Annotated in this window: 21 protein-coding genes; 10 read left to right on the forward strand and 11 right to left on the reverse strand. The window is 50.8% G+C overall.

Going from position 1 to position 22240, the window contains the following annotated elements:
* Nucleotides 1–91: 91 nt before the first annotated feature.
* The 8 genes from BLS62_RS28235 to BLS62_RS28270 all read right to left on the reverse strand — a co-directional run bounded on the left by BLS62_RS28235 (nucleotide 92) and on the right by BLS62_RS28270 (nucleotide 6468).
* Entirely contained in the window at nucleotides 92–874 is a 783-nt protein-coding gene (locus BLS62_RS28235) for an ABC transporter substrate-binding protein (protein ID WP_093190291.1), read from the reverse strand.
* A 25-nt stretch (nucleotides 875–899) separates the two neighbouring features.
* Nucleotides 900–1778: a MurR/RpiR family transcriptional regulator gene (locus BLS62_RS28240; protein ID WP_093191693.1), complete on the reverse strand. Its 879-nt coding sequence runs from the start codon at nucleotides 1776–1778 to the stop codon at nucleotides 900–902.
* 225 nt (nucleotides 1779–2003) lie between these two features.
* Nucleotides 2004–2426, reverse strand: coding sequence for a GFA family protein (locus tag BLS62_RS28245; RefSeq protein WP_093190294.1), 423 nt, complete (start codon nucleotides 2424–2426; stop codon nucleotides 2004–2006).
* A gap of 8 nt (nucleotides 2427–2434) precedes the next feature.
* Complete coding sequence (locus tag BLS62_RS28250) at nucleotides 2435–3100, reverse strand: RipA family octameric membrane protein (protein WP_093190296.1); 666 nt, start codon at nucleotides 3098–3100, stop codon at nucleotides 2435–2437.
* A 27-nt stretch (nucleotides 3101–3127) separates the two neighbouring features.
* Nucleotides 3128–4165: a phosphotransferase gene (locus tag BLS62_RS28255; RefSeq protein WP_093190299.1), complete on the reverse strand. Its 1038-nt coding sequence runs from the start codon at nucleotides 4163–4165 to the stop codon at nucleotides 3128–3130.
* Between the two features lie 82 nt (nucleotides 4166–4247).
* Entirely contained in the window at nucleotides 4248–5159 is a 912-nt protein-coding gene (locus tag BLS62_RS28260; protein ID WP_093190302.1) for an SDR family NAD(P)-dependent oxidoreductase, read from the reverse strand.
* Nucleotides 5156–5626, reverse strand: coding sequence for a MaoC family dehydratase (locus BLS62_RS28265; RefSeq protein WP_093190304.1), 471 nt, complete (start codon nucleotides 5624–5626; stop codon nucleotides 5156–5158). Before BLS62_RS28265 ends, BLS62_RS28260 begins: the two co-directional genes overlap by 4 nt.
* Before the next feature lie 8 nt (nucleotides 5627–5634).
* Nucleotides 5635–6468, reverse strand: a complete 834-nt coding sequence (locus BLS62_RS28270) for an SDR family oxidoreductase (protein ID WP_093190307.1) — start codon at nucleotides 6466–6468, stop codon at nucleotides 5635–5637.
* A gap of 292 nt (nucleotides 6469–6760) precedes the next feature.
* Here BLS62_RS28270 and BLS62_RS28275 point away from each other — a divergent pair, with 292 nt between their 5' ends.
* The 3 genes from BLS62_RS28275 to BLS62_RS28285 all read left to right on the forward strand — a co-directional run bounded on the left by BLS62_RS28275 (nucleotide 6761) and on the right by BLS62_RS28285 (nucleotide 10405).
* Nucleotides 6761–8020 (forward strand): acyl-CoA dehydrogenase family protein, encoded by a 1260-nt coding sequence (locus BLS62_RS28275; RefSeq protein WP_244283683.1) that lies wholly within the window; start codon nucleotides 6761–6763, stop codon nucleotides 8018–8020.
* Between the two features lie 66 nt (nucleotides 8021–8086).
* Nucleotides 8087–9277, forward strand: coding sequence for an acyl-CoA dehydrogenase family protein (locus tag BLS62_RS28280; protein ID WP_093190310.1), 1191 nt, complete (start codon nucleotides 8087–8089; stop codon nucleotides 9275–9277).
* A 12-nt stretch (nucleotides 9278–9289) separates the two neighbouring features.
* Entirely contained in the window at nucleotides 9290–10405 is a 1116-nt protein-coding gene (locus BLS62_RS28285) for an acyl-CoA dehydrogenase family protein (protein WP_093190313.1), read from the forward strand.
* Between the two features lie 162 nt (nucleotides 10406–10567).
* On the opposite strand, the gene BLS62_RS28290 is transcribed toward BLS62_RS28285, so the two are convergent.
* Nucleotides 10568–11359, reverse strand: a complete 792-nt coding sequence (locus tag BLS62_RS28290; protein ID WP_093190316.1) for an SDR family NAD(P)-dependent oxidoreductase — start codon at nucleotides 11357–11359, stop codon at nucleotides 10568–10570.
* 2 nt (nucleotides 11360–11361) lie between these two features.
* Nucleotides 11362–12348 carry an NADPH:quinone oxidoreductase family protein gene (locus BLS62_RS28295; protein WP_093190319.1) on the reverse strand — a complete coding sequence of 329 codons (987 nt, stop codon included), beginning with the start codon at nucleotides 12346–12348 and terminating at the stop codon, nucleotides 11362–11364.
* 233 nt (nucleotides 12349–12581) lie between these two features.
* Between BLS62_RS28295 and BLS62_RS28300 the strand changes: the two genes are divergently transcribed.
* Both BLS62_RS28300 and BLS62_RS28305 read left to right on the forward strand, forming a co-directional pair.
* Nucleotides 12582–14975, forward strand: a complete 2394-nt coding sequence (locus BLS62_RS28300) for a plasma-membrane proton-efflux P-type ATPase (RefSeq protein ID WP_093190322.1) — start codon at nucleotides 12582–12584, stop codon at nucleotides 14973–14975.
* A gap of 80 nt (nucleotides 14976–15055) precedes the next feature.
* Nucleotides 15056–16102, forward strand: a complete 1047-nt coding sequence (locus BLS62_RS28305; RefSeq protein ID WP_093190325.1) for a helix-turn-helix domain-containing protein — start codon at nucleotides 15056–15058, stop codon at nucleotides 16100–16102.
* Here BLS62_RS28305 and BLS62_RS28310 read toward each other — a convergent pair.
* A complete protein-coding gene (locus BLS62_RS28310) occupies nucleotides 16099–16704 on the reverse strand; it encodes a hypothetical protein (RefSeq protein WP_143521629.1) in 606 nt (201 codons plus the stop codon). The genes BLS62_RS28305 and BLS62_RS28310 overlap by 4 nt on opposite strands.
* Nucleotides 16705–17527: 823 nt before the next feature.
* Between BLS62_RS28310 and BLS62_RS28315 the strand changes: the two genes are divergently transcribed.
* The 5 genes from BLS62_RS28315 to arsB all read left to right on the forward strand — a co-directional run bounded on the left by BLS62_RS28315 (nucleotide 17528) and on the right by arsB (nucleotide 22148).
* A complete protein-coding gene (locus tag BLS62_RS28315) occupies nucleotides 17528–17785 on the forward strand; it encodes an SHOCT domain-containing protein (protein ID WP_093190331.1) in 258 nt (85 codons plus the stop codon).
* 1552 nt (nucleotides 17786–19337) lie between these two features.
* Complete coding sequence (locus BLS62_RS28320) at nucleotides 19338–19859, forward strand: protein-methionine-sulfoxide reductase heme-binding subunit MsrQ (protein WP_208991279.1); 522 nt, start codon at nucleotides 19338–19340, stop codon at nucleotides 19857–19859.
* A 129-nt stretch (nucleotides 19860–19988) separates the two neighbouring features.
* Nucleotides 19989–20591 (forward strand): peroxidase-related enzyme, encoded by a 603-nt coding sequence (locus BLS62_RS28325; RefSeq protein ID WP_093190337.1) that lies wholly within the window; start codon nucleotides 19989–19991, stop codon nucleotides 20589–20591.
* 138 nt (nucleotides 20592–20729) lie between these two features.
* On the forward strand, nucleotides 20730–21056 hold the full coding sequence (locus BLS62_RS28330; protein ID WP_093190340.1) for an ArsR/SmtB family transcription factor: 327 nt from the start codon (nucleotides 20730–20732) through the stop codon (nucleotides 21054–21056).
* Nucleotides 21057–21101: 45 nt separating this feature from the next.
* Nucleotides 21102–22148: an ACR3 family arsenite efflux transporter gene (gene arsB, locus BLS62_RS28335; RefSeq protein ID WP_093190343.1), complete on the forward strand. Its 1047-nt coding sequence runs from the start codon at nucleotides 21102–21104 to the stop codon at nucleotides 22146–22148.
* The last annotated feature ends 92 nt before the right edge of the window (nucleotides 22149–22240 follow it).

The raw sequence follows: 22240 nt of genomic DNA on the forward strand, positions 1-22240 counted from the left end.
CTTACTATTGATGTTGGATCACCGAAAATAAGCCCGCAGGTGTTGCTGCACACATTGGCTTCATGTGCGAGCACCCCTGCGGGCAACTCGTTTACTTCATGGAGTAAAGGTCGATTTCAAAGTATTTGTCGTTGATTGCTTTGTAAGTGCCATCAGCACGAATTTCAGCAAGAGCTGCGTTGAAACGCTCACGCAGTTCAGTGTCTTCCAGACGCAGCGCAATGCCTACACCGTCACCAACATACTTTGGATCAGTGATTGGCTCGCCCGCGATCTTACAGCAAGACCCATCATCGGACTTGTTGACCCAATCCCAAAGCGGCAGCATATCGCCAACCTGAAGGTCGATACGGCCACTCACCATATCCAGATTCACCTCATCCTGTGTCGGGTACAGGCGGATATCAGCGTCTGGGTAGGCTTCCTCGGCAAACTGTGCCTGAGTGGTGCCAGCCTGAGCGCCGATCGCTTTGCCCGCTAAAGTTTCATTGGTGAATTCGGTAAGCTTCTCACCCTTAGCCACCACATGTGTCATCGCAGCAGCGTAGTAAGGGTCTGTAAAGGCTACAGTTTCCTTGCGCTCTTCGGTGATGAACATGGACGCGATGATGAAATCATACTTGCTTGCGACGAGGCCCGGAATGATGCCATCCCAGTCCTGAGTAACGATCTCACACTCCGCGCCAATACGCTTACAAAGCTCAAGACCGATCTCAACATCAAAGCCTTTTACGGCGCCATTGGCTTCAACATAGTTGAATGGAGGGTATGCCCCCTCTGTGCCGAGTCTGAGTTTTTCAGCAGCAGCATTGCCAACTAGGCCCGATGCAAACAACGTGGCCGCAGCGGCCAATATAACACTCTTATTTTTCATAGGTCTCTCCTCCAAAATGTAGTCGTTATTTAAAAATCTGTGTGTCAGCCGCGCCAACATGCCCTGTAAAGCCGCCATATAACCGAGTGATTTTGTCGAAGCGATCTTCGACGTTGGGGCCCAAAGCCCTGAAAACACTGTTTATTAGGAGATTGCTGAAGCAAGACATCTGCGCCGTTGAATCCCAGAACTGATTGAACAGAGTGGGGATGGCGAACACTTCATCCGCCAGTTCCTGCCCCCAATCGCAGAAGCTGTCAGTTACAAGCGTCACGGCAATATCGGCGTCATTCGCCTGGGCAGCAAGGCCCTTGGCAAGTCTGGAATACCGCCGCGCCTCAAACATCACGACGCAACATTCTTCGTCGGTGAGCAGAGCCTCCGCGAAATTGCCGCCTGTTAGATCAAGCAGCGAAACGCCATCACGCAGGTATTGTAATTGGTTTGCGAAATATTGAGCCTGTCCCCGCTCGGTCTGAAATCCGACAACCATGACTCTTTTGCAGGTTGAAAGGCGTTCAACAGCACGTTCCCACGCGACGGAGCCACACATCTCATAGATTTTGATGACCGCTGCAATCTCCATCTCCATACCAGCGGCCAGATCTGATCTGTCCTCATTGCTGCTGGTGTGCAGATCTTCAAGACGCTTCCCCAATAGCCAAGGGTGCTCAATCTCGTTGCCGCGCAGGTGCTCTTTCAAATCCTTAAAGCTTTTAAAGCCGATGGACCTGCAAAAGCGACCAACTGTAGCCTCACTCAACCTTGCCTTAGCCGCGATGCTTGCAGCCGTCTCAAACGGCAATTCAGCAAACGCCTCGTTCATATAAGACGCAAGCACCTTCTCAGCTTTAGAGCCGGATACCATTACAGTCTGAAGGCGTTCTTGAAGCGAAGATAACAACAGATTCACTCAATATATAATCATTCCAAAATCAATATGAAATATATCTGTCATTATGTCAAATTTGAAATTTTCTTATCATTTCGACTAATCAGAAAGCTGCCGTTGTGGGTTCCGCGCGCAAAATTCACACGGTTGAGTGAAGCGGATTTCGCTTGATGAAGCTGAAGTTCTACTCCAAAAAGCCCTTCCCGATAAACGCCGGTAGTAGCTCAACGTCTCTCCTTACACTGTCTCAGGTTTCCAATCTGGCTGTGTCTCAAAGATCGCGGCTGTCTCTGGTAAGGCGTCCCAGTGTTGTTTGTCTCGGTTGAAGATCACCACTTGAACCGCCAGCGCCTCTGCGGTGTCCATGGAGCCGAGGGGAAGGGTCATGTGGTCTGGTGCGTTTGTATTGCGGCCAAACATCGGGCTTCCGCATTTGGGGCAGAAAGCTTTGGTGACCTGTGAGTTTTTGCTGGAAGCGTAGATGTGCTCTCCCAGCTCGCCTTGCATCTCCACCTGATCTGCGCGGAACATAGCCCCCACTGTATGCCCTGTTCCGCTGGTGCGGCGGCACTCCTCACAATGGCACTGCGCAACCACAAGCGGCTCGCCCTCTACTTTGTAGGTGACAGCCCCACACAAACAACGTCCTGTCGATTTCATCTCTGCTCCTATGAGTTGTTATTTATTTCTGAAGTCCGGATTGTTGCCCCATGCCAAGATCCACCTTGATATGAGCGTCCCAGACTGAAAAAACCGACGCATGCAAGAATACTCAAGGAAATAATCGAAAGATGGAACCAACAGGTATCCGAGGTAATCTCCAATTCACTCGCTGACTTAAATAAAAGAATTCCCCATAAAATGCTTATGTACAGACTAATAATTTGATTGATCTTGGAAACAGACAATGGAGACGGCCCTGTAAAAAGATGTTTTGCAACATCAGTAAATCCACACGGCTTTCTTCGTGTCAAAACGACCTTATACAAAGGACCAGAAATCTGATCTTCTAACATATCTACGTGCTTTTCCCAGTTTTCTTGCCAGTGCTTACTTCCGCGATTTACACACATCCACGCAACGGAAAACACCAAGCCAACACAAGAAAGTACAATTGAAAGATCTTCTTTTGTACTCGCAGTTGACACCTGAACGGCTAGATATCCGGCTAATGTGGCACCTATGAATGTCCAGAAATAAGTAGCGCGCTTCCAATATAACTCTATTTCAAACTTGCGCGTATCAAGAGCACGATTTAGAGCTACCTTCCTAATATCTTTGTCTGAATAGAATTCTTTCACATATTGTTCTTGCGAAAATTTTGTTTCAGGCATTCCAATAATCCTTTCGAATGCAGCTCGTTACTCCACCGCCTCGCCAATCACCTCACATGCCATGTTGGCGATGAGGGGGACGGCCATGCGCATCATGTTCGCTGCGTCCGGGTTGGAGGCGTTGCCAGCCTCTGCCCGCGCGATGACGCCTTGCAAAATTGCGGCAAGTCGGAACATGGAAAACGCCAGATAGAATTCCCAGTTGTCTATCTCACCCAAGCCACGGCGCTTGCAATATTGCTCAACGTACTCTTCTTCCAACGGTATTCCCAGTGCAACACGGTCCAGCCCCGCCAAACCGCGTAGACCTTTAAACGACGGCAAGCGCCATTGCATACATTGGTAAGCCACATCTGCCAGCGGATGACCAAGGGTGGAGAGCTCCCAATCCAGAACCGCCAGAATGCGCGGCTCTGTTGGGTGGAAAACCAGATTATCGAGGCGAAAATCGCCATGCACGAGGGAGGATGCACCATCATCATCCACCATATTGGCTTCCAGCCAGTCCATCAGCTTGTTCATCGCCGGAATACTGGTGGTTTCGGAGGCTTTATACTGGCTGATCCAGCGCCCTGTTTGCCGCGCGAAATAGTTGCCCGGCTTGCCATAATCAAACAACCCAACCGCATTGGGCGAAACATCATGCAAGGCTGCCAGTACGCGGTTCATTTCCGCGTAAATTGCCATGCGTTCCTCATTGGAACACTCCGGCAAAGCAGGATCCCAGAAGATCCGGCCCTCGATATACTCCATTATGAAGAACATAGTGCCGATGGGCGAGTCATCGCCAGACAGGTGGTAGACCTCTGGCACAGGTACATCCGTTTTTGCCAAGGCCCCCATGGCGCGGAATTCCCGGTCCACCATATGGGCGGATTTCAGCAACTGGCCCGGTGGTTTAGCCCGCATCACATAGGTTTTGTCGGCTGTCCTGAGCTTATAGGTTGGGTTGGATTGCCCACCTGAAAACTTCTCAATTTCCAGCAGTTCGCCAAACTCCGGCATGTTTTGCTGCAAATAGGCTTGTAACGCTGGAATATCCAGATTGTGCAAAGCTTTGGGCATGGGCTCCCTCCTTTAAATCGTATGCATCAGCTGACCGCACATTTGTCCCTTTGCACGGTCAGGCAGAGTAGCTCGCGTTGCATTATGCGTTGGCCATTGCCTTCACCAGCTTGGCAACGCCTTCCATGGCGCTGTTCACCGGTTGTGCGCCAGACATATCGGAGATATTCGCCCAGTTTGCGGCAATAGCTTCTGCTGTGCGCTCGCCCTCTGGCAAATGAATGCCAGTGGTTTCAACCATTTCCGCCATGGTGAAGGTACCAGCCGCCGCAACAAGAACCTTGCGATTTGGCGCGGGTTTGGAACAGAGGAACACCACAGCCGGGGTGATATTTTCCGGCGCAAGCACCTTCAATGTACCCGCATCCATAATGGTTTCCGTCATGCGCGTTCCAGCAGAAGGCGCGATGCAGTTGATGTGGATGTTGTTTTTCATGCCCTCAAGGCCGAGCGTGTTCATCATGCCCCACAAGCCCGCTTTGGCCGCACCGTAATTGGCTTGCCCAAAGTTGCCGTAGATGCCGGAGGGAGATGTGGTCATGACAATGCGGCCATAACCTTGCTCTTTCATCACGTTCCACACCGCCTTGGTGCAAATGGCGGCGCCGGTCAGGTGAACGTTGACCACCTTGTTCCAGTTGTCCATTTCCATCTTGGCGAATGATTTATCACGCAGGATACCGGCATTGTTGATGAGAATATCGACACGACCATAAGCGGTTAACGTCTCACTCACCATGGCATTGACGCCGAGCTCGTCCGTTACATCGGCTGCATTGGCCATGGCTTTGCCGCCAGCAGCTTCAATCTCTGCCACCACAGCTTCGGCCGCCGTGGCGGAAGAACCGGAGCCATCAACTGCGCCGCCAAGGTCATTGACCACTACAGCAACGCCGCGTTTGGCCAGCTCCAGCGCATAAAGGCGGCCAAGCCCGCCGCCTGCTCCGGTGATGATGGCAACTTGCCCGGTAAAATCCATCGCTGCGTGCGTCATGCGGAAACCTCCTCAAAATACGTCATAGTGAGCCACTTTGCGACCATGGCCGGGCTCTCAACACCTTCAATCTCAATAGATAAACCAAACTCCTGCAGGATTTGCCCCTGCCCCTTTCGGGTAAGCTTATCAAGGGTGAAGCGGCCTCTGATGCGCTTGCCACTGGCAACCGGGTGCAAAAAGCGGATTTTATTGAACCCGTAATTCACGCCCATGCTTTGACTTTTCACGCGCGGCAACACCTCAATGGCAAACTTGCTGGCAAGGGAAAGCGTCAAAAACCCGTGCGCAATGGTGCCGCCAAACGGGGTTTCTGCCTTCGCACGGGCGTCATCCATGTGAATGAATTGCTCATCAAACGTCAGTTTTCCAAAGGCGGTAATCATCTCCTGATCCACCACCACCCAGGAGGATAAGCCAAGCTCATGCCCGACTTTCGCCTCCAGCTCCTCAACCGTCTTATCCATCAGTCGCCTCATTGCCCAAACAGGTTTGTCCCCGTGGCGACATGAATGCCACCATCCAGTGCGATAATATCACCAGTCACATAAGACCCACCCTTACCACAAAGGAACAGGGTTGCTCCCGCAATGTCGTGAGGATATCCGATGCGCCCAAGGGGAACACCCTTGCCCACGCGCTCGGCTTTCTCATCCGTTCCGGTGGCAAATGCCGTCATGTTGGATTGGAACGGTCCGGGTGCGAAGCCATTGAAAGTTATATGCTCTTTCGCCAGCTCCTTCGCCATAATACGGGTCAGGTGATGCACCGCAGCTTTGGAGGCAGAGTAGGAATAAGCCCCGTCGCCGATGGGAGTAGACCCCATAACAGAGCCAAGGTTTATGACCCGTGAAGGGTCCTCCAGACGCCCACTCGCCTTCAGCTCCGGCAACAAAGTTTGCGTTAAATGAAACAAACCTGTGACATTCACATCCATAATCCGCTTCCACGCGAAATGTGGGAATGTTTCCAATGGCTCACCCCAGCTTATGCCCGCGTTGTTGACCAGAATATCAAGCGTGGGAGTGCGCTCGCGCAAGGTTGCAGCCAACGCCAAAACGCCTTCTTCAGAGCCAACATCCCCTTCAAACGCCTCCACAGAACCCGCAGCATCCGGGTTACGAGCCTTTAGCGCGGCGTTGATTTCTTCGGCAGTGTTTTCAACGACTTGCAGCTTGCGGGAGCAGATAAAAACCCGCGCGCCCCCTTCTGCCAAAGCAGTTGCGACCATCCGGCCAATGCCGGTTCCTCCACCTGTTACCAGCGCAGTTTTGCCAGCAACACCAAACAGTTCCTCCAGATATCCCATAGAGACACCCTACCTCCCACTTTATTCTTTGAGCTGCAAACCGCTTTCCATGCCGACCTTAAACCAATGGGCAGGCACACTTTTTTCAGGCGCAGTTGACAACATACTCGCTAGTATGTTTCCGTATATCAACCGTTGTAAAGCAAAATATTACCAGGAATTCTTTTGGCTCTCCTGCTTGTGTGATTGGTCTTCAATAAGAGTTTTGATCACTCATCCTATTGTTTTTTCGTTGGTTTTTCCAATCGAGAAAGAGAGGCACAAGAACTCCGGGGTCTTGGGAGGACCACTCATGAACGACACACTACTAGACCAACGTCCAGTTATGGACCTTGGCATGAGCCCGCGCATAGCTCAGCTGATCGAACAAGTGCGAACCATGATCACTGAGGAAATTGCACCTCTGGACGAAGAGTTTCATGCAGAAATTTCAGTTGGTGACCGCTGGGAGTACACCGCCCGGCAGACTGAAATTCTAGAGAGCTTGAAGGCCAGTGCGCGTGCAAAAGGTCTCTGGAATTTCTGGCTAACTGCCTCAGATCGCGGCTTCGGCCTTACCACCGTTGAGTACGCCTATCTCGCTGAAGAAATGGGTAAATCTCCGCTGGGACCAGAGGTATTCAACTGCAACGCACCTGATACTGGCAACATGGAAGTGTTTGAGCGTTACGGCTCTGAGGAGATGAAGGAAACGTGGCTTAAGCGCTTGCTCAACGGCGAAATTCGCTCAGCATATCTGATGACTGAGCCGGATCATGGTTCATCTGATGCAACAAACATAAGCATGTCTTGTGTGCGTGACGGTGACGATTACGTGCTGAACGGAGAGAAGTGGTGGTCCTCCGGCGCAGGCGATCCGCGCTGCGCTGTTTACATCACCATGGTCGCCACTCCAACCGAAGGCACCAAGCACCAGCAACATTCCATGATTGTGGTTGACGCCAACACACCAGGCATCACCAAACTGCGCCCCATGAGAGTTTTTGGCCACGATCATGCCCCACACGGTCATTTGCATCTGCGGTTTGAGGATGTTCGGGTTCCCGCCAAAAACCTTCTGCTGGAAGAAGGGCGCGGGTTTGAAGTAGCACAAGGTCGCCTTGGACCGGGCCGCATTCACCACTGCATGCGTGCAATTGGTCAAGCAGAACAAGCACTTGAGTTGATGTGCAAACGCGCCATCAGCCGAGAAGCTTTCGGCAAACCGTTGTACAAACTCGGTTCCAACTTCGATATCATCGCCGAATGTCGCATGGAAATTGAACAGGCCCGCCTCCTCTGCCTCAAAGCGGCATGGATGATGGACACTTCCTCTGCCCGTGAAGCTGCGTTCTGGATCAGCCAGATCAAAGTAGTCGCCCCTCGCATGGCGCTAAAGGTGACCGATGAAGCGATGCAAATGTTTGGCGGACAAGGCATTTCTCAGGATACCCCACTAGCAACCAATTGGATGAACCTGCGCACTTTACGGTTTGCGGACGGACCAGATGCCGTGCACCGCAATTTCATCGGACGGTCAGAATTGCGCAAACATACGCAAGAAAAAATCTAAATCGCAAAGGGGAGAGTAAACGCTCTCCCTTTCTTTGCAAATGCACTCCAAGACGGGGAGAACGCAATGACATTGCATGATGATTTTCGCATAGAAACAAGGGGTTGGCTTGAAGAAAACTGCCCTAAAGAAATGCGCAGGACTGTCACGACAGAAGAGGATATCTGTTGGGGCGGACGCAATTGGACCTTTAAATCCCCCGCGCAAAAGCAGTGGCTGGACAGCATGGCCTCCGTTGGTTGGACTGTTCCCAGCTGGCCAAAAGAGTATGGCGGCGGCGGCCTCAGCGGAGATGAAGTTAAGATCCTGAAAGAAGAGATGAAACGCATCAACGCCATCTCACCACTGGAAAGCTTTGGCATCTGGATGCTCGGCCCTGCTCTCCTCAAATACGGCTCCCATGAGCAAAAACTTGAACATCTGCCGAAAATTGCCACTGGCGAACACCGCTGGTGCCAAGGGTACTCAGAACCCGGTGCAGGATCTGACCTTGCCTCCGTCCAAACCAAGGGCGTGGATATGGGTGACCACTTCCTCGTCACGGGTCAGAAAGTATGGACATCTTACGCAGATCAAGCTGATTGGATCTTCGCTCTGGTTCGTACAGAGCCTGATGCAAAGAAGCACAAGGGCATCTCCTTTCTCCTGTTTGATATGGCCAGCGAGGGCGTCAGCACCAAGCCTATCCTCTTGATTTCAGGCGGATCTCCGTTTTGTGAGACCTTCTTTGACTGCGTAAAAGTGCCCATGGAGAACGTGGTTGACGAGCGCGGCAATGGCTGGACCATCGCAAAATATCTGCTCACACACGAGCGCGAGATGGTCAGTAGCCTTGATGCAATTTTCGGCGGATCTACAGGATTATACGAGACAGCGCTTAAGTGCATTGGGCTGGATGACAGTGGCCGTCTGGATGACCCACTGCTCCGCGCTGATATAGGTGACTTCATTGTCGATGAAATCGCGTTAACTGCTCATCTCGCTGCTGCAAAAGACTTTCACCGGGCAGGCAACCAATTGGGCGCGCGGTCGGCAGAGCTTAAGTATCTGGGAACGGAATTAAACAAGCGCCGTCAGAGCCTTGCAGTTCAATCTGGTGGTTTGGAAGCGCTTACTGGCCCTGAAGATAACAACGGCATAGGGCGTCCGGCCGCAACTTGGCTGCGCTCCAAAGGCAACAGTATTGAGGGCGGAACCTCTGAGATTATGCTGTCCATCATTTCCAAGGCGGTCTTGCGCCTACCGACACTGGGTTAAAGGGAGATTATCATGGAACTATTTAGCTCTGAAGAAACCCTCCTTAAGGACTCAGCTTCTGGCTTTATGTCAGAAAAAGCTCCTGTGCGGGCCTTACGGGAAATTCGCGATACAAAACAAGCGCTTGGGTTTAACCAACAGCTGCACAAATCCCTCGCGGATATGGGTTGGTTTGGCATGTTGTTACCGGAGGAGGCTGGCGGATACGACTTTGGCCACCGCGCTGCCGGCCTGGTCGCGGAAGAAATGGGCCGCAACCTGACCGCCTCTCCTTTCATCTCCACCGCTGTGCTCAGTGCTATCGCATTGCGCGAATCGGACAGCGATCATCTTACCCATTGGGGACCGAAGATCGCCGCAGGTGAAGCTGTGATTGCGCTGGCCATTGATGAGGGTGCCAAACACAACCCATCCCGCATCAAAGCAACGGCAATACCGGATGGGAACGGCTTCACGCTCAATGCAAGAAAACGGGCGGTTTTCGATGGATATAACGCCGACCGGTTGATTGTCGTTGCAAAGGTTGGTGATGAGACAGCGCTGTTTCTTGTTGACCCAAGCGCCAATGAGGTTGAGGTAGAACGCAGCGCCCTGCTGGACAGCCGAAATGCAGCCAACATTCAAATCAACAATCTGCATTTGGATGGAAAAGACCTTCTGTGCCCACTTGATAAAGGCGCCGACGTGCTGGCCGCAACGCTGCGCTCTGGCCGCGCAGTTGCAGCCGCCGAGCAGCTTGGCGTTGCACGAGAGATGGCCGAGCGAACCGTTGCTTACCTTGGTGAACGCAAGCAATTCGGCGTTCAGATTGGCATTTTTCAAGCACTGCAGCACCGCATGGCGGACTTGTATTGCCGGATTGAGGAAACGGCTTCTCTTATCTCTGCTGCCCTGCGGGCAATTGATGCAACTGCAGATAACGCAGAGCTTCTTTCACGCGCGGCGAAAGCTAAGGCAGCTAAAGTTTCGCGCTGTGCAACAGAAGAGGCGGTACAAATGCATGGCGGAATCGGCATGACTGATGAAGTGGATGTCGGATTGTTTATGAAACACGACAGAGTATTAACAGAGATGCTAGGGGACAGTGCCCATCACATAGACTTTTTGCTAAGCCATAAGGGTCTTTGACTGTATAATCAGTATTTTTACTTGTGATTGCTTCCTAAGTGATTTCATAATTGAAGGTACTGATCCGCCCCTTTGGATCAGCGAGAGCCAGTCTGCAACAGCATTGCCCGGTGTTGCTGACTGGCTCTTTTGTTTTTCAAAACGACCAAGGCTTTCGAATACTCAAATTTTCATGCCCGGCATATTGAGCGATGATGTGTTGCCACCATCTACCGCCAGAGCTTGCCCCGTTATGAAGCTTGCATCCTTGCTCGCCAAAAACGCAATTGTTGCTGCAACTTCAGATGGATCTCCATGACGCCTCAGTTCTGCCCGTGACCCAAGGCGATCTTCCTTGCCTGCATCGCGTGCATGGTCAAACACAGGCTTGGTCATGCCAGTTTCAATAAGGCCAGGGCAAACGGCATTTACCCGCACGCCATCCTCGCCAAAATCACAGGCGGATGTCTTGGTGAAATTGATGAGAGCCGCTTTGGAAGCACTATAAGCATTGCCCCCTGCCCCTGCACGTATTCCGGCCACTGATGCAGTATTCACAATAGCCCCTATACCAGAAGCCTTGAGTTGCTGGCGGGTGTACTTTGTAAACAGCATGGCTCCAAGTACATTCACCTGATAGACTTTGAGCCAATCCTCATAGTCCTCATGGCTGCCACCCCACGAGCCTTTACAGATAACGCCCGCATTGTTGCAAAGTACGCTGATGCCGCCAAAGGTGTTTTCAACCGCCTCCACGCAACTTTCAACGGCCTCCTCGTTGGAAACATCCAGTTCGTAAATGCGCGCGCGACATCCCTCTGGTAGAAGTGCAGCAGTTTCTTCCAGTCCCTTTGCATTCATATCCACGAGGGCAACAGTCGCGCCTTCCTCGGCCAATCTAATGGCCGTTGCCCGTCCAATACCGCTGGCGGCGCCTGTAATGAGGGCGACCTGCCCTGCAAATCTGGGTTGCATGCTCATTCCCTCCCCGTTGCCAAAACGACCTTACCGACGACACGTCTTTCCATGAGATCTCGCAGGGCCTCAGGCGCTTCTTCAAGAGAGTAGCTCCTGCTTACGGTTGGATTGATTTTACCGCTCTGGAACCATTTAAACAGCTCTGAGAAGTTATCCATATCCTTTTCCGGTTCTCTCATGCGGAAGGCACCCCAGAACACACCTGTGATGGCGCATCCTTTCAGCAACGTCAGGTTTACCGGGACAGTCGGAATCTCACCGGAGGCGAACCCTACAACCAGCACACGACCATTCCATGCCGTCGAGCGCAGTGCTTTTTCAAACATATCTCCGCCGACGGGATCATAAACAACATCAACGCCCTTCTTACCGGTGATTTCCTTCAGGCGCTCTCTCAGGTCTTCTGTGGTGTAGTTGATCAGCTCACTTGCGCCTGCTTTTCGGGCTGCCTCCAGCTTTTCTGCGGAACTGGCAGCCGCAATCACCCTCGCCCCCATGACCTTACCAAGTTCAACCGCCGTCAAGCCAACACCTCCGCCCGCACCAAGCACAAGCAACGTCTCGCCAGCTTTTAACTCAGCCCGCTGTTTCAGCGCATGCATTGAGGTTCCGTAAGTCATAGTGAAACCTGCGGCGACGGTCGCAGACATCTCCTCCGGGCGTTTCATCACGGCGGATGCATCCACCACGGCTTCCTCTGCAAACCCGCCTTGTTGCAGCAGCAAGGCCATAACGGGATCACCAACAGCAAAACCAGTAACACCTTCGCCAAGCGCATCAATCCGCCCCGCAATTTCACCGCCTGGCACAAATGGCATAGGTGGTTTGATCTGGTATTTGCCCGCAATCACCAGCGTATCCGGGAAATTAACTCCGGCCGCCTCAACAGCAATTCGGACTTGCCCTTTACCGGGTTCTTTCCGGTCCACATTTTGGACGCTCAACGATTCTGGCGGCCCATACTCGGAACAGACAACAGCACGCATGATTTACCTCCCAAATCAAAACATACCCGTGAGTATGTTACGGAATTAACAAAGGCGCAACTGCAACGCAGGGTGAAGTCGCCTGCCCTGCCACAAAACCTCTCTCAATTTGAGGCAGCTCTTTCGTAAACCGGAAACCACAGTCAGCGGAGAAAACCGCAGATCACATGATCCGTTTACGCACCCTCTTCAAACTGCAGCAAACGAGTACGTGTTGACCATGGAAAAACCAAATGGCTGAAACGGATAAGCCCGACCTTGAGAAACAATACGAACGTCTGGAAAGCTCAGCGGAAGGGCTGACCAGCACAGCAGCGGCGAACCGGCTGAAGCTATACGGTCCAAATGCGCTGCAAGAGAAGAAAACCAGCAAACTGGCCGAGTTGCTCAAAACCTTTTGGGGGCCAATTCCGTGGCTTATTGAGATTGCCGCGATCCTATCTGCGGTCATTCAGCATTGGGCAGATTTTGCTATCATCCTGTTTATGTTGGTTCTCAACTCCGGCATTGAATTTGTTCAAAGCAGTAAAGCCGCTGACGCTCTTGCGGCGCTCAAATCATCCATGGCTTTAAAAGCCCGCGTAAAACGAGACGGCAAGTGGGTAGACTTACCTGCCGCCGAAATTGTACCGGGCGACATCATCAATCTGGAAAATGGAGATATCATACCGGCGGATTGCATTCTCACAAGCGGGCCGTATCTGTCCGTTGATCAAGCAGCGTTAACAGGCGAATCTCTGCCCGTCGACAAAGGCAGGAATGACGTTGCCTATTCCGGCTCCATCGTAAAACAGGGCACCATGCAAGCGCTTGTCACCGCCACGGGTTCCGATACGTTTTTTGGCAACACGGCTAAGCTGGTACAAACAGCGGGGAACATTTCCCACTTTCAAAAGAGCGTGCTTGCGATTGGTAAGTTCCTGATTTTCGGAACAGCCTTGCTCGCGGCACTCATCATCATCAAGCAGCTTTATCTGCAACAAAGCCTGTTGGATATCGTTGAGTTAGTGCTCGTTCTGGTGATTGCTTCAATACCCGTGGCTATGCCTGCGGTCCTTTCCGTCACTATGGCATTGGGTGCGCTGACACTTTCCAAGAAAAAAGCCATCGTCTCGCATCTTCAAGCCATCGAGGAGCTCGCTGGGGTAAATGTGCTGTGCTCCGATAAGACCGGCACTCTGACGAAAAATGAACTCACGCTCGGTAATTCAATTTTGTATGACGCACGCAATGAGAAAGAACTGGTCGTCATGGCCGCATTGGCATCCAGTACAATCGAGAAGGACGTCATCGACCACCTCATTGTTAGCAAAGCTGACCGCCACATTCTGGAGCTCTACCATCAAAACACGTTCACGCCGTTTGACCCCGTCAACAAGCGGACCGAGGCAGGCATTTCTGGGCCGAGTGGCGCTTTTAAAGTCATCAAGGGCGCACCACAGGTGGTCATTGATCTCTGCACCAACTCGCAGGACGAAAAGGATTCTGCGACAGAGGCCGTACACGAATTTGCCGTCCAAGGTTTACGTGCCCTTGGAATAGCAAAGACCAACGAGAAACACGAATTACATCTGCTTGGCATCCTTTCGCTTTTTGATCCACCGCGAGACGATTCCAAACAGGTTATCGAAGAAACGCAGGCGGCAGGCATAACCGTGAAGATGGTAACGGGGGATGACATCGCCATTGGCAAACAGATCGCCGGGCAACTTGGTTTGGGCACAGAGCTTCAAAGCGCTGCTCAGGTATTTGCAGACACAAAGGACATGGATAATCTACCAGAAAGCATCCGCAAAGAAATCATCAACGCCGATGGCTTCGCCCGCGTGTTTCCAGAACATAAATACGGAATCGTAAAAGCGCTCCAGCAATCAGGTTACTACGTTGCTATGACAGGTGACGGTGTAAACGATGCCCCGGCACTCAAGCAGGCCGACGTCGGTATAGCCGTTTCCGGCGCAACAGATGCAGCACGATCAGCCGCAGACCTGATCCTCACATTGCCGGGCCTCTCAATCATCACCGAGGCGGTTATCGAGGCTCGCAAGATCTTCGCGCGGATGATCAGTTACGTGGACTACCGCATAGCCATGACGATCAATCTGATGGTCTTCGTCTCCGCCAGTGTCATCGCCTTGGAGCAGGTGCCTCTGACCGCGATCATGATTGTGATGCTGGCCTTGCTGGATGACGTCCCGATCATCACCATCGCCTATGACAATACCGAAGCAGCATCCGCACCCATGGAATGGCAGTTGGGTAACATGCTGCGGACTACCACCGTTCTCGGTCTCATATCCGTGGTTGAAAACTTCGTGCTGATGTTGGCGGCAAAGCATTGGTTAGAAGTTCCCACAGCAGAACTACAAAGCGTCATGTTTCTTCAGCTGGTCGTGGCAGGGCATTTGCTGTTATTCGTTTGCAGACATGATCACTGGTTTTGGCAGGCACCGCGCCCCTCCATCAAATTGCTGACTGCAATCATCGCCACACAACTTCTTGCCGTCATCATCTGCCGTAGTGGGTTCCTCGTGCCAGCACTCAGGTGGGAGTTGATTGGCATAGTCTGGGCACAGGCGATCCTTTGGATGTTTATCCTCAACATTGCCCGCAAGGTGTGCCGCTAGAAAAGAAATTGCAGGCTGCACTTCCACACCCTGGATAAAGCAACTAGACATATGAGGATGTTTGCTGATGGAGTTGGTCCGTGCCGAGTTTACCCCTTCCCTTTTTTACCGCTCTCTTTCTATGCTTCATCCTACTGCGCTTACTGGCAGGATACGGACGCAAACTTCCATCCCTCCTCATCCTCACCATTGCGCTCTATTCAATCCAGTCGGCATTGCTTGGCATCAAGTGGGGCATGGGCGGACTTCCATCATGGGCTCTCATCGGATTGGCATTGATGTTGCCACCCGTCACATGGTTGGCATTCCTTCAACTCACTGAGAAGTTGAAGCGCTCTGCAATTTATTGGACGACAGGCCTTACGCTTTTTCTGCTCTCACTCATCACCTTAGCTCCAGCACTTGAAATTGCCGTTCTCATCGATCTGGTCGGGGCTGGCGTTTATCTGGGATACGGTTTTCTGTTCTTCCGTACAGCGACCCGCCACCAATGGGAGTGGACGAGCAAGCTGGCCATCAGTCAAATTTTGCCTGTGCGCCGAACATTGCTTGTTGCCGGCAGCGTGTTCTCCGCCTCCGCCCTGGTGGATTTGGGTGTAGCTGCAGATTTCGCGTTGAACAAGGGAAGCAACGCTGCAACGATTGTCGGCATGGCTAACTTGACCATGTTGCTCGCGCTGGTTGTGTTGGTCCTCGTCAGCAGTCGGGGAACCACACCCGCCACACAGCAGGCGGTTGCCTCCAAACGAAGCGATACTCCAGCAACCTCTGATCAGACAAAGCTGCTGGCCGCATTAGATCAACTGATGCGATCAGAACATCTCTACCGGGATGAAGGCCTGTCTCTGGAAAAAATGGCCCGCAGGCTCCGCGTTCCAGCTCGGCAGATTTCCAGTGCGGTGAACAGCGTCAGAGGGATCAACCTTCCGCAATACACCAATGGTTTTCGCGTGGAGGAAGCCTGTCATATGCTGGAGACGACAGACACTCCCATAACCACAATCATCTTTGAAGTAGGTTTCACCACCAAGTCAAACTTCAACAGAGAGTTCCAACGCATTACGGAGAAGAGCCCCAGTGCATGGCGGAAGGCCCACAAAGCGACCAAGCAGGCTGAGCCAGCTTAGAAGATTTCACGCAGGATGCTTGTGGCACTCTTCCAACCGCCGGTGAAGTTCATATCAGAAACCAGTTTATCTACGTTGAGATGGATGTTCTCCTTACTCACACCCTCTGCAAATTTAAGATAAACGGCAGCCATATCCCCGCTCAGATCAAAGCTTGAAACGTCTCCGACGAAATAGATCACCGACTTCTCAGCCTTAACTGAAAACGTGTTGAAGCTGCCTGAAAAATCGCCCGCCAACTTATCAAGTTTAACAGCAACGTCGATCCGGTTTGGCAGAACAATAGAAGCTTCTGGGTCGCACCAGCCAAATGGCCACCCTCCGCTTCGCTCCAGTTCTATCGTCAACACACCATTTGCTTTGGATGTATTTGCGGTAAGGCTACACCCCATCGCATCACTCGTGTTGACTGAAATCCGAGAGGTGCCTTCACTCTCGCCAACGAGCCGCAAGCCCGTGTTGCTTCCAACAATCTCAATGGCCTTGATACCATCCGGGTTAAGCGTTTGGTGACTTTCCATTCCGCTGGAAACAGATGCATAAGACGCTATTGCAATTGCTAGCAGGGCTGCACCTACACCCAATACGATTTTAGTAGCCATCTGGAAACTCCATGTTTGAACCAACACAAACATGAACACACACCGCATTATGCGAGACCTAATACATGAATTGAGACCAATTCTACGTCCTGAAACAGAAAGAAGTACCCTCCCTGAGACCCGCTCTATCCAATACCGAACTGAGCCACGCCGGCCGACTTAACGGGCTCAGAGCATTCCGGATCTCATCATAGAATGCGCTGAGACTAGCCCTGAGATTGCAATGTGCTTTCCCGTTCAAACTTGTGAAGATCATGACTGGATCGGACTTTTCTGGCACGCGTTTCGTGGCCATCAACAGAATGACAGACACACACGCCCAAGCTTATATCTTGGGTACCGAAGCCATATTTGGTCCAGAAGGATTGATGGGAAACCACCGCCAATGGCCGTATTGTCTGATGCAGTAGAGCAACTATATTGGGCAGGCCGCATTCCCAACAATTTGGTTGGTTGGTACCGAGGCCCCTCAGAATATTGCACGGGTCTTCAAAGCAATCTCAATCCATTCTTGCTACTTTATTGCTGAGGCGTTTCGACTGATTCCAAACGTCACAGCTTCTCTCATCCAATAAACTAATCAATTTGCTCGCCCTTTTCTGAACTTTCAAACCTGATTGAGTTCGCTTTCGAAGATTTCCTAACAACAGAAAATATGGATGAACGCGGTTTTCCGGAAGTTGACAGCTGTCCACTTTCATAAAAGTGTATCAAGTTTCCGTAATCGGAGCGCATAATACATTTGATTACAACTTGAATTTGAAATTCAGCGAAGAGATCTCCACTCTACAAATATCAAGAAAACTTCTGCAAGGAGATCACTATGTACCATCAAACTGGCATGCACGGTTTCGGATTTTTCCCATTCCCGCTCGTCCTCATTCTTCTTCTGGTCATCGCGTATTTCATCGCACGATCCTACGGATACTTAGGCCAGGCATCCTCTCCAAAAACGAGTACACCCGAGCCAAAATCCTCCACCAGCGAAGCGCTGGATATTCTAAATAGGCGCTTTGCCAAAGGAGAGATCGACGAGGAAGAGTTCCAAAAACGATCTCAAGTGCTGCGCCTGAACTTGTAATACAAATCTGTTTTCCGTCACTTCGAATACTGCTTGAGGTGACGGTAAAACTAAATTCACGAGCCTTTTGATGTAGCCAAACAGAGCAAGCCAACCAGATATTCGCATTCGATTGAATGCATCTGAGCTCTTCAACAATCTCAACTACACGTCGCCTTTTTGTTGTTAAACTTCTCCAGATCATGATCTCAAATCTTTATTCGCAGCTGGCAATTCGATGGCCGGGCCTTACAGCCAGAGACCCACCAGCACCCTTCTCAATCCTCGGTAAGCGCCGGGACTTCGGTTTTGGTAAACATATTGATCATATAACCGCGACTAAAAGCACACCTATTGTAGGCACTGGATGCGCAGACAGGTCCTGAATTCAGACGTCAGCGGAGACCGCCTTGAGGGTCTCATAGGCGCCTTCACGCAGCTGGCCTCCATTGATCGTAAAAGCGTAGTTGACTGGAAACCTCGAAAGATCCATGAGCCGGAACCGATAACCTCATCCGGCACGAGAGCTAGATAGATGGATCAATATTGAGAACCAGCAGCCGCATTTACGTTTCTCTACCAGGAACATTGCAATTGCCGAAGCCACCTTGTTATCGGTTTCCAGCACACTCATAGCCCCTTAGCAAAATGTCCCGTTCTGCATTGATGAGCAAATCGACGCTATTTAATCTCAAAATTTACGACCAAATATCCACGGAAAGTGAGACATTCGCCTTACCCATATGGACAAAAAACACAATTTAGTCCGCGTCTCTAACATCGTCTTCCAGCTTTTCTGTCAGAATACAGTTCTCAGCAACAAGAATGTCATTAGGGCCAATCTACTTAAGTTGAGGCGCAAGGAGCTGTGCTAATTCCGATTGCTAAACGATCGAAGACAGCCCTCCAGCGGAGGTATCACTTTGGCTGGTGATGGCAACAGACACCGGAAACTTCTCCACTAGTCGAACTTGGGCCTAACTATTCAATGGACGTCCTATGACCAAAGTTGACTGCAGCCAACACAGAAGAAAAAAGGCGCAAAAATTGGGTAACAGCGAGCGAAAAGTTAAACCGACCGGCCAGCTATCACCTTTCTCCATTCCTAGATTCAACGAAACTGCACTAAGGATGCACCAAGATAAGCTAAAGTGTAATAGATCGTTGCAACCATAAATTAAAAGCCCTCACCACTATAAACGCAGTATTTGTGAATCAATTAATAAAATCAGTGTGTTACTAGAACTCGCAGTTGGTATGGCATCGCCGGCAACCCACTGAGATCCCGAAATTCTGAGATATTTCGTTACAGTTGATTTCTTGCTGAAAATGCAGATATCGAGCAATTTGAACAAGAGGTTGAACGCGATAACCGCAAACGCAATCGACCGCACACTGCTGGCTTCCCACGGCCCCAACACCGCGTTTCCGGCAGTGTGCACCCAATATCAAATTAGGCAAATTGCTCCAACTGACTGAGCGTCCCATGACTTACCTCCGCACTATTTGGAATTCGCCATACACATTTTGGTTTCTCCTGAGCATTCCAGGTGTTCCAATAATCGGCGGGCTATTGCGCGAAGGTGAAAAACTAGAGCACCTTATGAACCCCAGCGGTGAGTTTGCAGCCCGTTACCTCATCGCAACTCTGATGATCACGCCGCTCATGTTCTTAACCAACGGACAGAAATGGGTTCGGTGGCTCATGGCTCGGCGTCGCTATATGGGTGTTGCCTCCGCCTGTTTTGCAACCTTGCATGTTGCAGTTTATCTGTTGGACAAAGGCACTTTTGGCAAGGTCATTGAAGATTTGGTCAAAATCGGAATATGGTTTGGCTGGTTAGCTTCCTTCGTCTTTATTCCACTAACAATAACCAGCAATGATTGGGCTATTTCTAGATTGGGAGCAAAATGGAAGTCACTACAAAAATGGACCTATGTTGCCGCTGCGCTCGTATTCGTCCATTGGGTCACTCTTGAGTTTAAACCAGGCCCCGCACTCGTCCATTTCACACCACTCATCCTGTTAGAAATTTACCGCTATATCCACATCGCAAACAAACGTAAGTCCCGAAAACAAGTCGTCCGTGCATAAAATTTCCCCAACCCATCAAGCAGCCCGTTATCTTTCTTCAAGATGGCGGGCTTCACTTTGCACTCCTTTTGTACAGAGGACAGCCACCCAAAACAGAGGTAAGCTGCTGTTTTGGAGGAGGGACTTATTATGGTAACGACAGATTTTCCGAGGATTAACCCCTCAAATTTAAAACACCCAACGGCATTGAACCTTTCACTGCCAGACCCACTGCCCGATGACATTCAAGAACCCTTCGGCAAATGCCAGAGCAAGCTGGGTCTCATTCCCAATGTTTTGGTAGCTTTCGCACACAGACCAAAAAAACTCAGAGCGTTCTCAGCAATGTACAATGAGTTGATGCTTGGAGAGTCAGGCCTCAGCAAACTAGAGCGAGAAGTCATTGCCGTGACTGTCTCATCCATTAACTCCTGTTGGTATTGCCAAGTTGCGCATGGAGCTGCTGTTCGCGTGCTTTCCAACAGTCCGGAGTTGGGCGAAGCTATTGTGATGAATTATCGCTATGCAGACCTCACTGATAAGCAGTGCGTTATGCTGGATTTTGCAGCAAAGATCGCAAAAATGTCCTCTGAAATAGTTGAAGCTGACCGCCAGCAATTGCGCCACCACGGTTTCACAGAGGAGGATATCTGGGATATTTGCGAAGTTGCCGCATTTTTCTCAATGTCAAACAGAATGGCTTCCGCAATCGGCATTCAGCCGAATGCCGAATATCATGGCATGACCCGCTAATTCCACCCAGTTTGGGGGAGGGGAGAGCTAAGACAGCTGACAACTTCAAAAGTTGACAGCTGTCAACGCGCGAAAATAACACTTGCAACACTGTGAGCACTATTATATCGTTAATCGACGATTTGCGAGTGATGCCAAATGACAGTTAACCAATGCATAACCACGTTTTCACCTGCTTCCTTGAATGAAGAAGAAGAAAACAAACTTGCGGCCCAAGCGAAAGCTTTGGCCCATCCTGCGCGTGTACGTCTTCTCAAAATCATGGCAGCGCAACCCGGTTGTGTTGGAGGCGATTTGGTCAACTCAATTGGCCTGGCCCAGTCAACAGTTTCTGAGCATCTCCGAATACTTAAAGACGCAGGATTCATATTATCTGAATCACAACGCCCACGTATTTGCTATTCCGTAAATCGTGCTGAACTTCAGAAATTCAACGCCCTCTTTGAAAGCAGCTTTAAGCTCTAAAATTTGCCTAATTTAATCGTCAATCGACGATAGACAGGAGAACTTGTGGGAATTTTCGAACGCTACCTTTCAGTTTGGGTAGCTCTCGCTATGGGAGCAGGGATAGGCGCCGGCTTATTGCAACCTGAGCTGTTTGAAACAATCGGCACACTACAAATTGGCGGCATCAACCTCGTCATTGCATTGCTGATCTGGTCGATGATCTATCCAATGATGGTACAAGTAGAATTCACCGAAGTACGCAATTGCTTTGTGAAACCAAAAGGTTTGATTGTTACATTAGCAATGAATTGGCTAGTGAAGCCATTCACGATGGCAGCATTAGCAATCCTATTTATGCGCTACGTCTTTGCCTCATGGATATCTCCAGATCTAGCCAATCAATACATTGCGGGCATGATCTTGCTGGGTGTCGCCCCATGTACAGCGATGGTTTTTGTCTGGTCTTATCTCACCAAAGGAAACGCCAGCTATACTGTTGCGCAGGTCGCGACCAACGATTTGATCATGATCTTTGCATTCGCGCCCCTTGCGGCCTTCCTTCTTGGTGTTTCAGATATCATTGTCCCATGGGATGTACTGTTGGTTTCAACCGGCCTCTTTGTTGCCTTGCCATTGGGGGCAGGGTGGTTGACCCGACTTGCTTTTAAAAACGACGCGCATCTCGTCTCCTTCAGCTCTGGCATGAAACCATTTTCTATCGTCGGACTGGTGGGAACCGTGTTCCTCCTCTTTGGCCTTCAGGCCAACAACATCATCGCCGCACCAGCAGACATCGTTCTGATCGCAATTCCATTGTTGATCCAGACGGCTCTCATTTTCTTCATCACATACATCTGGATGAAGAAATGGCGACAACCACACAACGTCGCAGCTCCAGGCGCAATGATCGGGGCCTCAAATTTCTTCGAACTCGCTGTTGCTGTCGCAATAAGTCTGTTCGGCGTTACATCGGGTGCAGCGCTGGCAACCATAGTTGGTGTTCTGGTGGAGGTGCCCGTAATGCTGGCGTTGGTTTCTTATGCCAACAAAACACGCGGTCAGTTCTCTGAAGATGAAGTGGAAGGAAAAACCGAAATACAATCGCACTAAATTGCAGGGCAGGGGAGGGATGAACTTCCCTGTCTTATACTAGGCTTGGCATTAGCTCAGTCTACGGTTACGCTCGTTCTTTTACTCATCCA

The sequence above is a fragment of the Pseudovibrio sp. Tun.PSC04-5.I4 genome, assembly GCF_900104145.1.
In the GTDB taxonomy this organism is placed as follows: Bacteria; Pseudomonadota; Alphaproteobacteria; order Rhizobiales; family Stappiaceae; genus Pseudovibrio.

What these genes read in the sequence shown, in the direction of transcription:
- BLS62_RS28235 (WP_093190291.1), bottom strand. Translation starts at nt 874, where the DNA reads ATGAAAAATAAGAGTGTTATATTGGCCGCTGCGGCCACGTTGTTTGCA.
- BLS62_RS28245 (WP_093190294.1), bottom strand. Translation starts at nt 2,426, where the DNA reads ATGAAATCGACAGGACGTTGTTTGTGTGGGGCTGTCACCTACAAAGTA.
- BLS62_RS28250 (WP_093190296.1), bottom strand. Translation starts at nt 3,100, where the DNA reads ATGCCTGAAACAAAATTTTCGCAAGAACAATATGTGAAAGAATTCTAT.
- BLS62_RS28255 (WP_093190299.1), bottom strand. Translation starts at nt 4,165, where the DNA reads ATGCCCAAAGCTTTGCACAATCTGGATATTCCAGCGTTACAAGCCTAT.
- BLS62_RS28260 (WP_093190302.1), bottom strand. Translation starts at nt 5,159, where the DNA reads ATGACGCACGCAGCGATGGATTTTACCGGGCAAGTTGCCATCATCACC.
- BLS62_RS28265 (WP_093190304.1), bottom strand. Translation starts at nt 5,626, where the DNA reads ATGGATAAGACGGTTGAGGAGCTGGAGGCGAAAGTCGGGCATGAGCTT.
- BLS62_RS28270 (WP_093190307.1), bottom strand. Translation starts at nt 6,468, where the DNA reads ATGGGATATCTGGAGGAACTGTTTGGTGTTGCTGGCAAAACTGCGCTG.
- BLS62_RS28275 (WP_244283683.1), top strand. Translation starts at nt 6,761, where the DNA reads ATGAACGACACACTACTAGACCAACGTCCAGTTATGGACCTTGGCATG.
- BLS62_RS28280 (WP_093190310.1), top strand. Translation starts at nt 8,087, where the DNA reads ATGACATTGCATGATGATTTTCGCATAGAAACAAGGGGTTGGCTTGAA.
- BLS62_RS28285 (WP_093190313.1), top strand. Translation starts at nt 9,290, where the DNA reads ATGGAACTATTTAGCTCTGAAGAAACCCTCCTTAAGGACTCAGCTTCT.
- BLS62_RS28290 (WP_093190316.1), bottom strand. Translation starts at nt 11,359, where the DNA reads ATGCAACCCAGATTTGCAGGGCAGGTCGCCCTCATTACAGGCGCCGCC.
- BLS62_RS28295 (WP_093190319.1), bottom strand. Translation starts at nt 12,348, where the DNA reads ATGCGTGCTGTTGTCTGTTCCGAGTATGGGCCGCCAGAATCGTTGAGC.
- BLS62_RS28300 (WP_093190322.1), top strand. Translation starts at nt 12,582, where the DNA reads ATGGCTGAAACGGATAAGCCCGACCTTGAGAAACAATACGAACGTCTG.
- BLS62_RS28310 (WP_143521629.1), bottom strand. Translation starts at nt 16,704, where the DNA reads ATGGCTACTAAAATCGTATTGGGTGTAGGTGCAGCCCTGCTAGCAATT.
- BLS62_RS28315 (WP_093190331.1), top strand. Translation starts at nt 17,528, where the DNA reads ATGTACCATCAAACTGGCATGCACGGTTTCGGATTTTTCCCATTCCCG.
- BLS62_RS28325 (WP_093190337.1), top strand. Translation starts at nt 19,989, where the DNA reads ATGGTAACGACAGATTTTCCGAGGATTAACCCCTCAAATTTAAAACAC.
- BLS62_RS28330 (WP_093190340.1), top strand. Translation starts at nt 20,730, where the DNA reads ATGACAGTTAACCAATGCATAACCACGTTTTCACCTGCTTCCTTGAAT.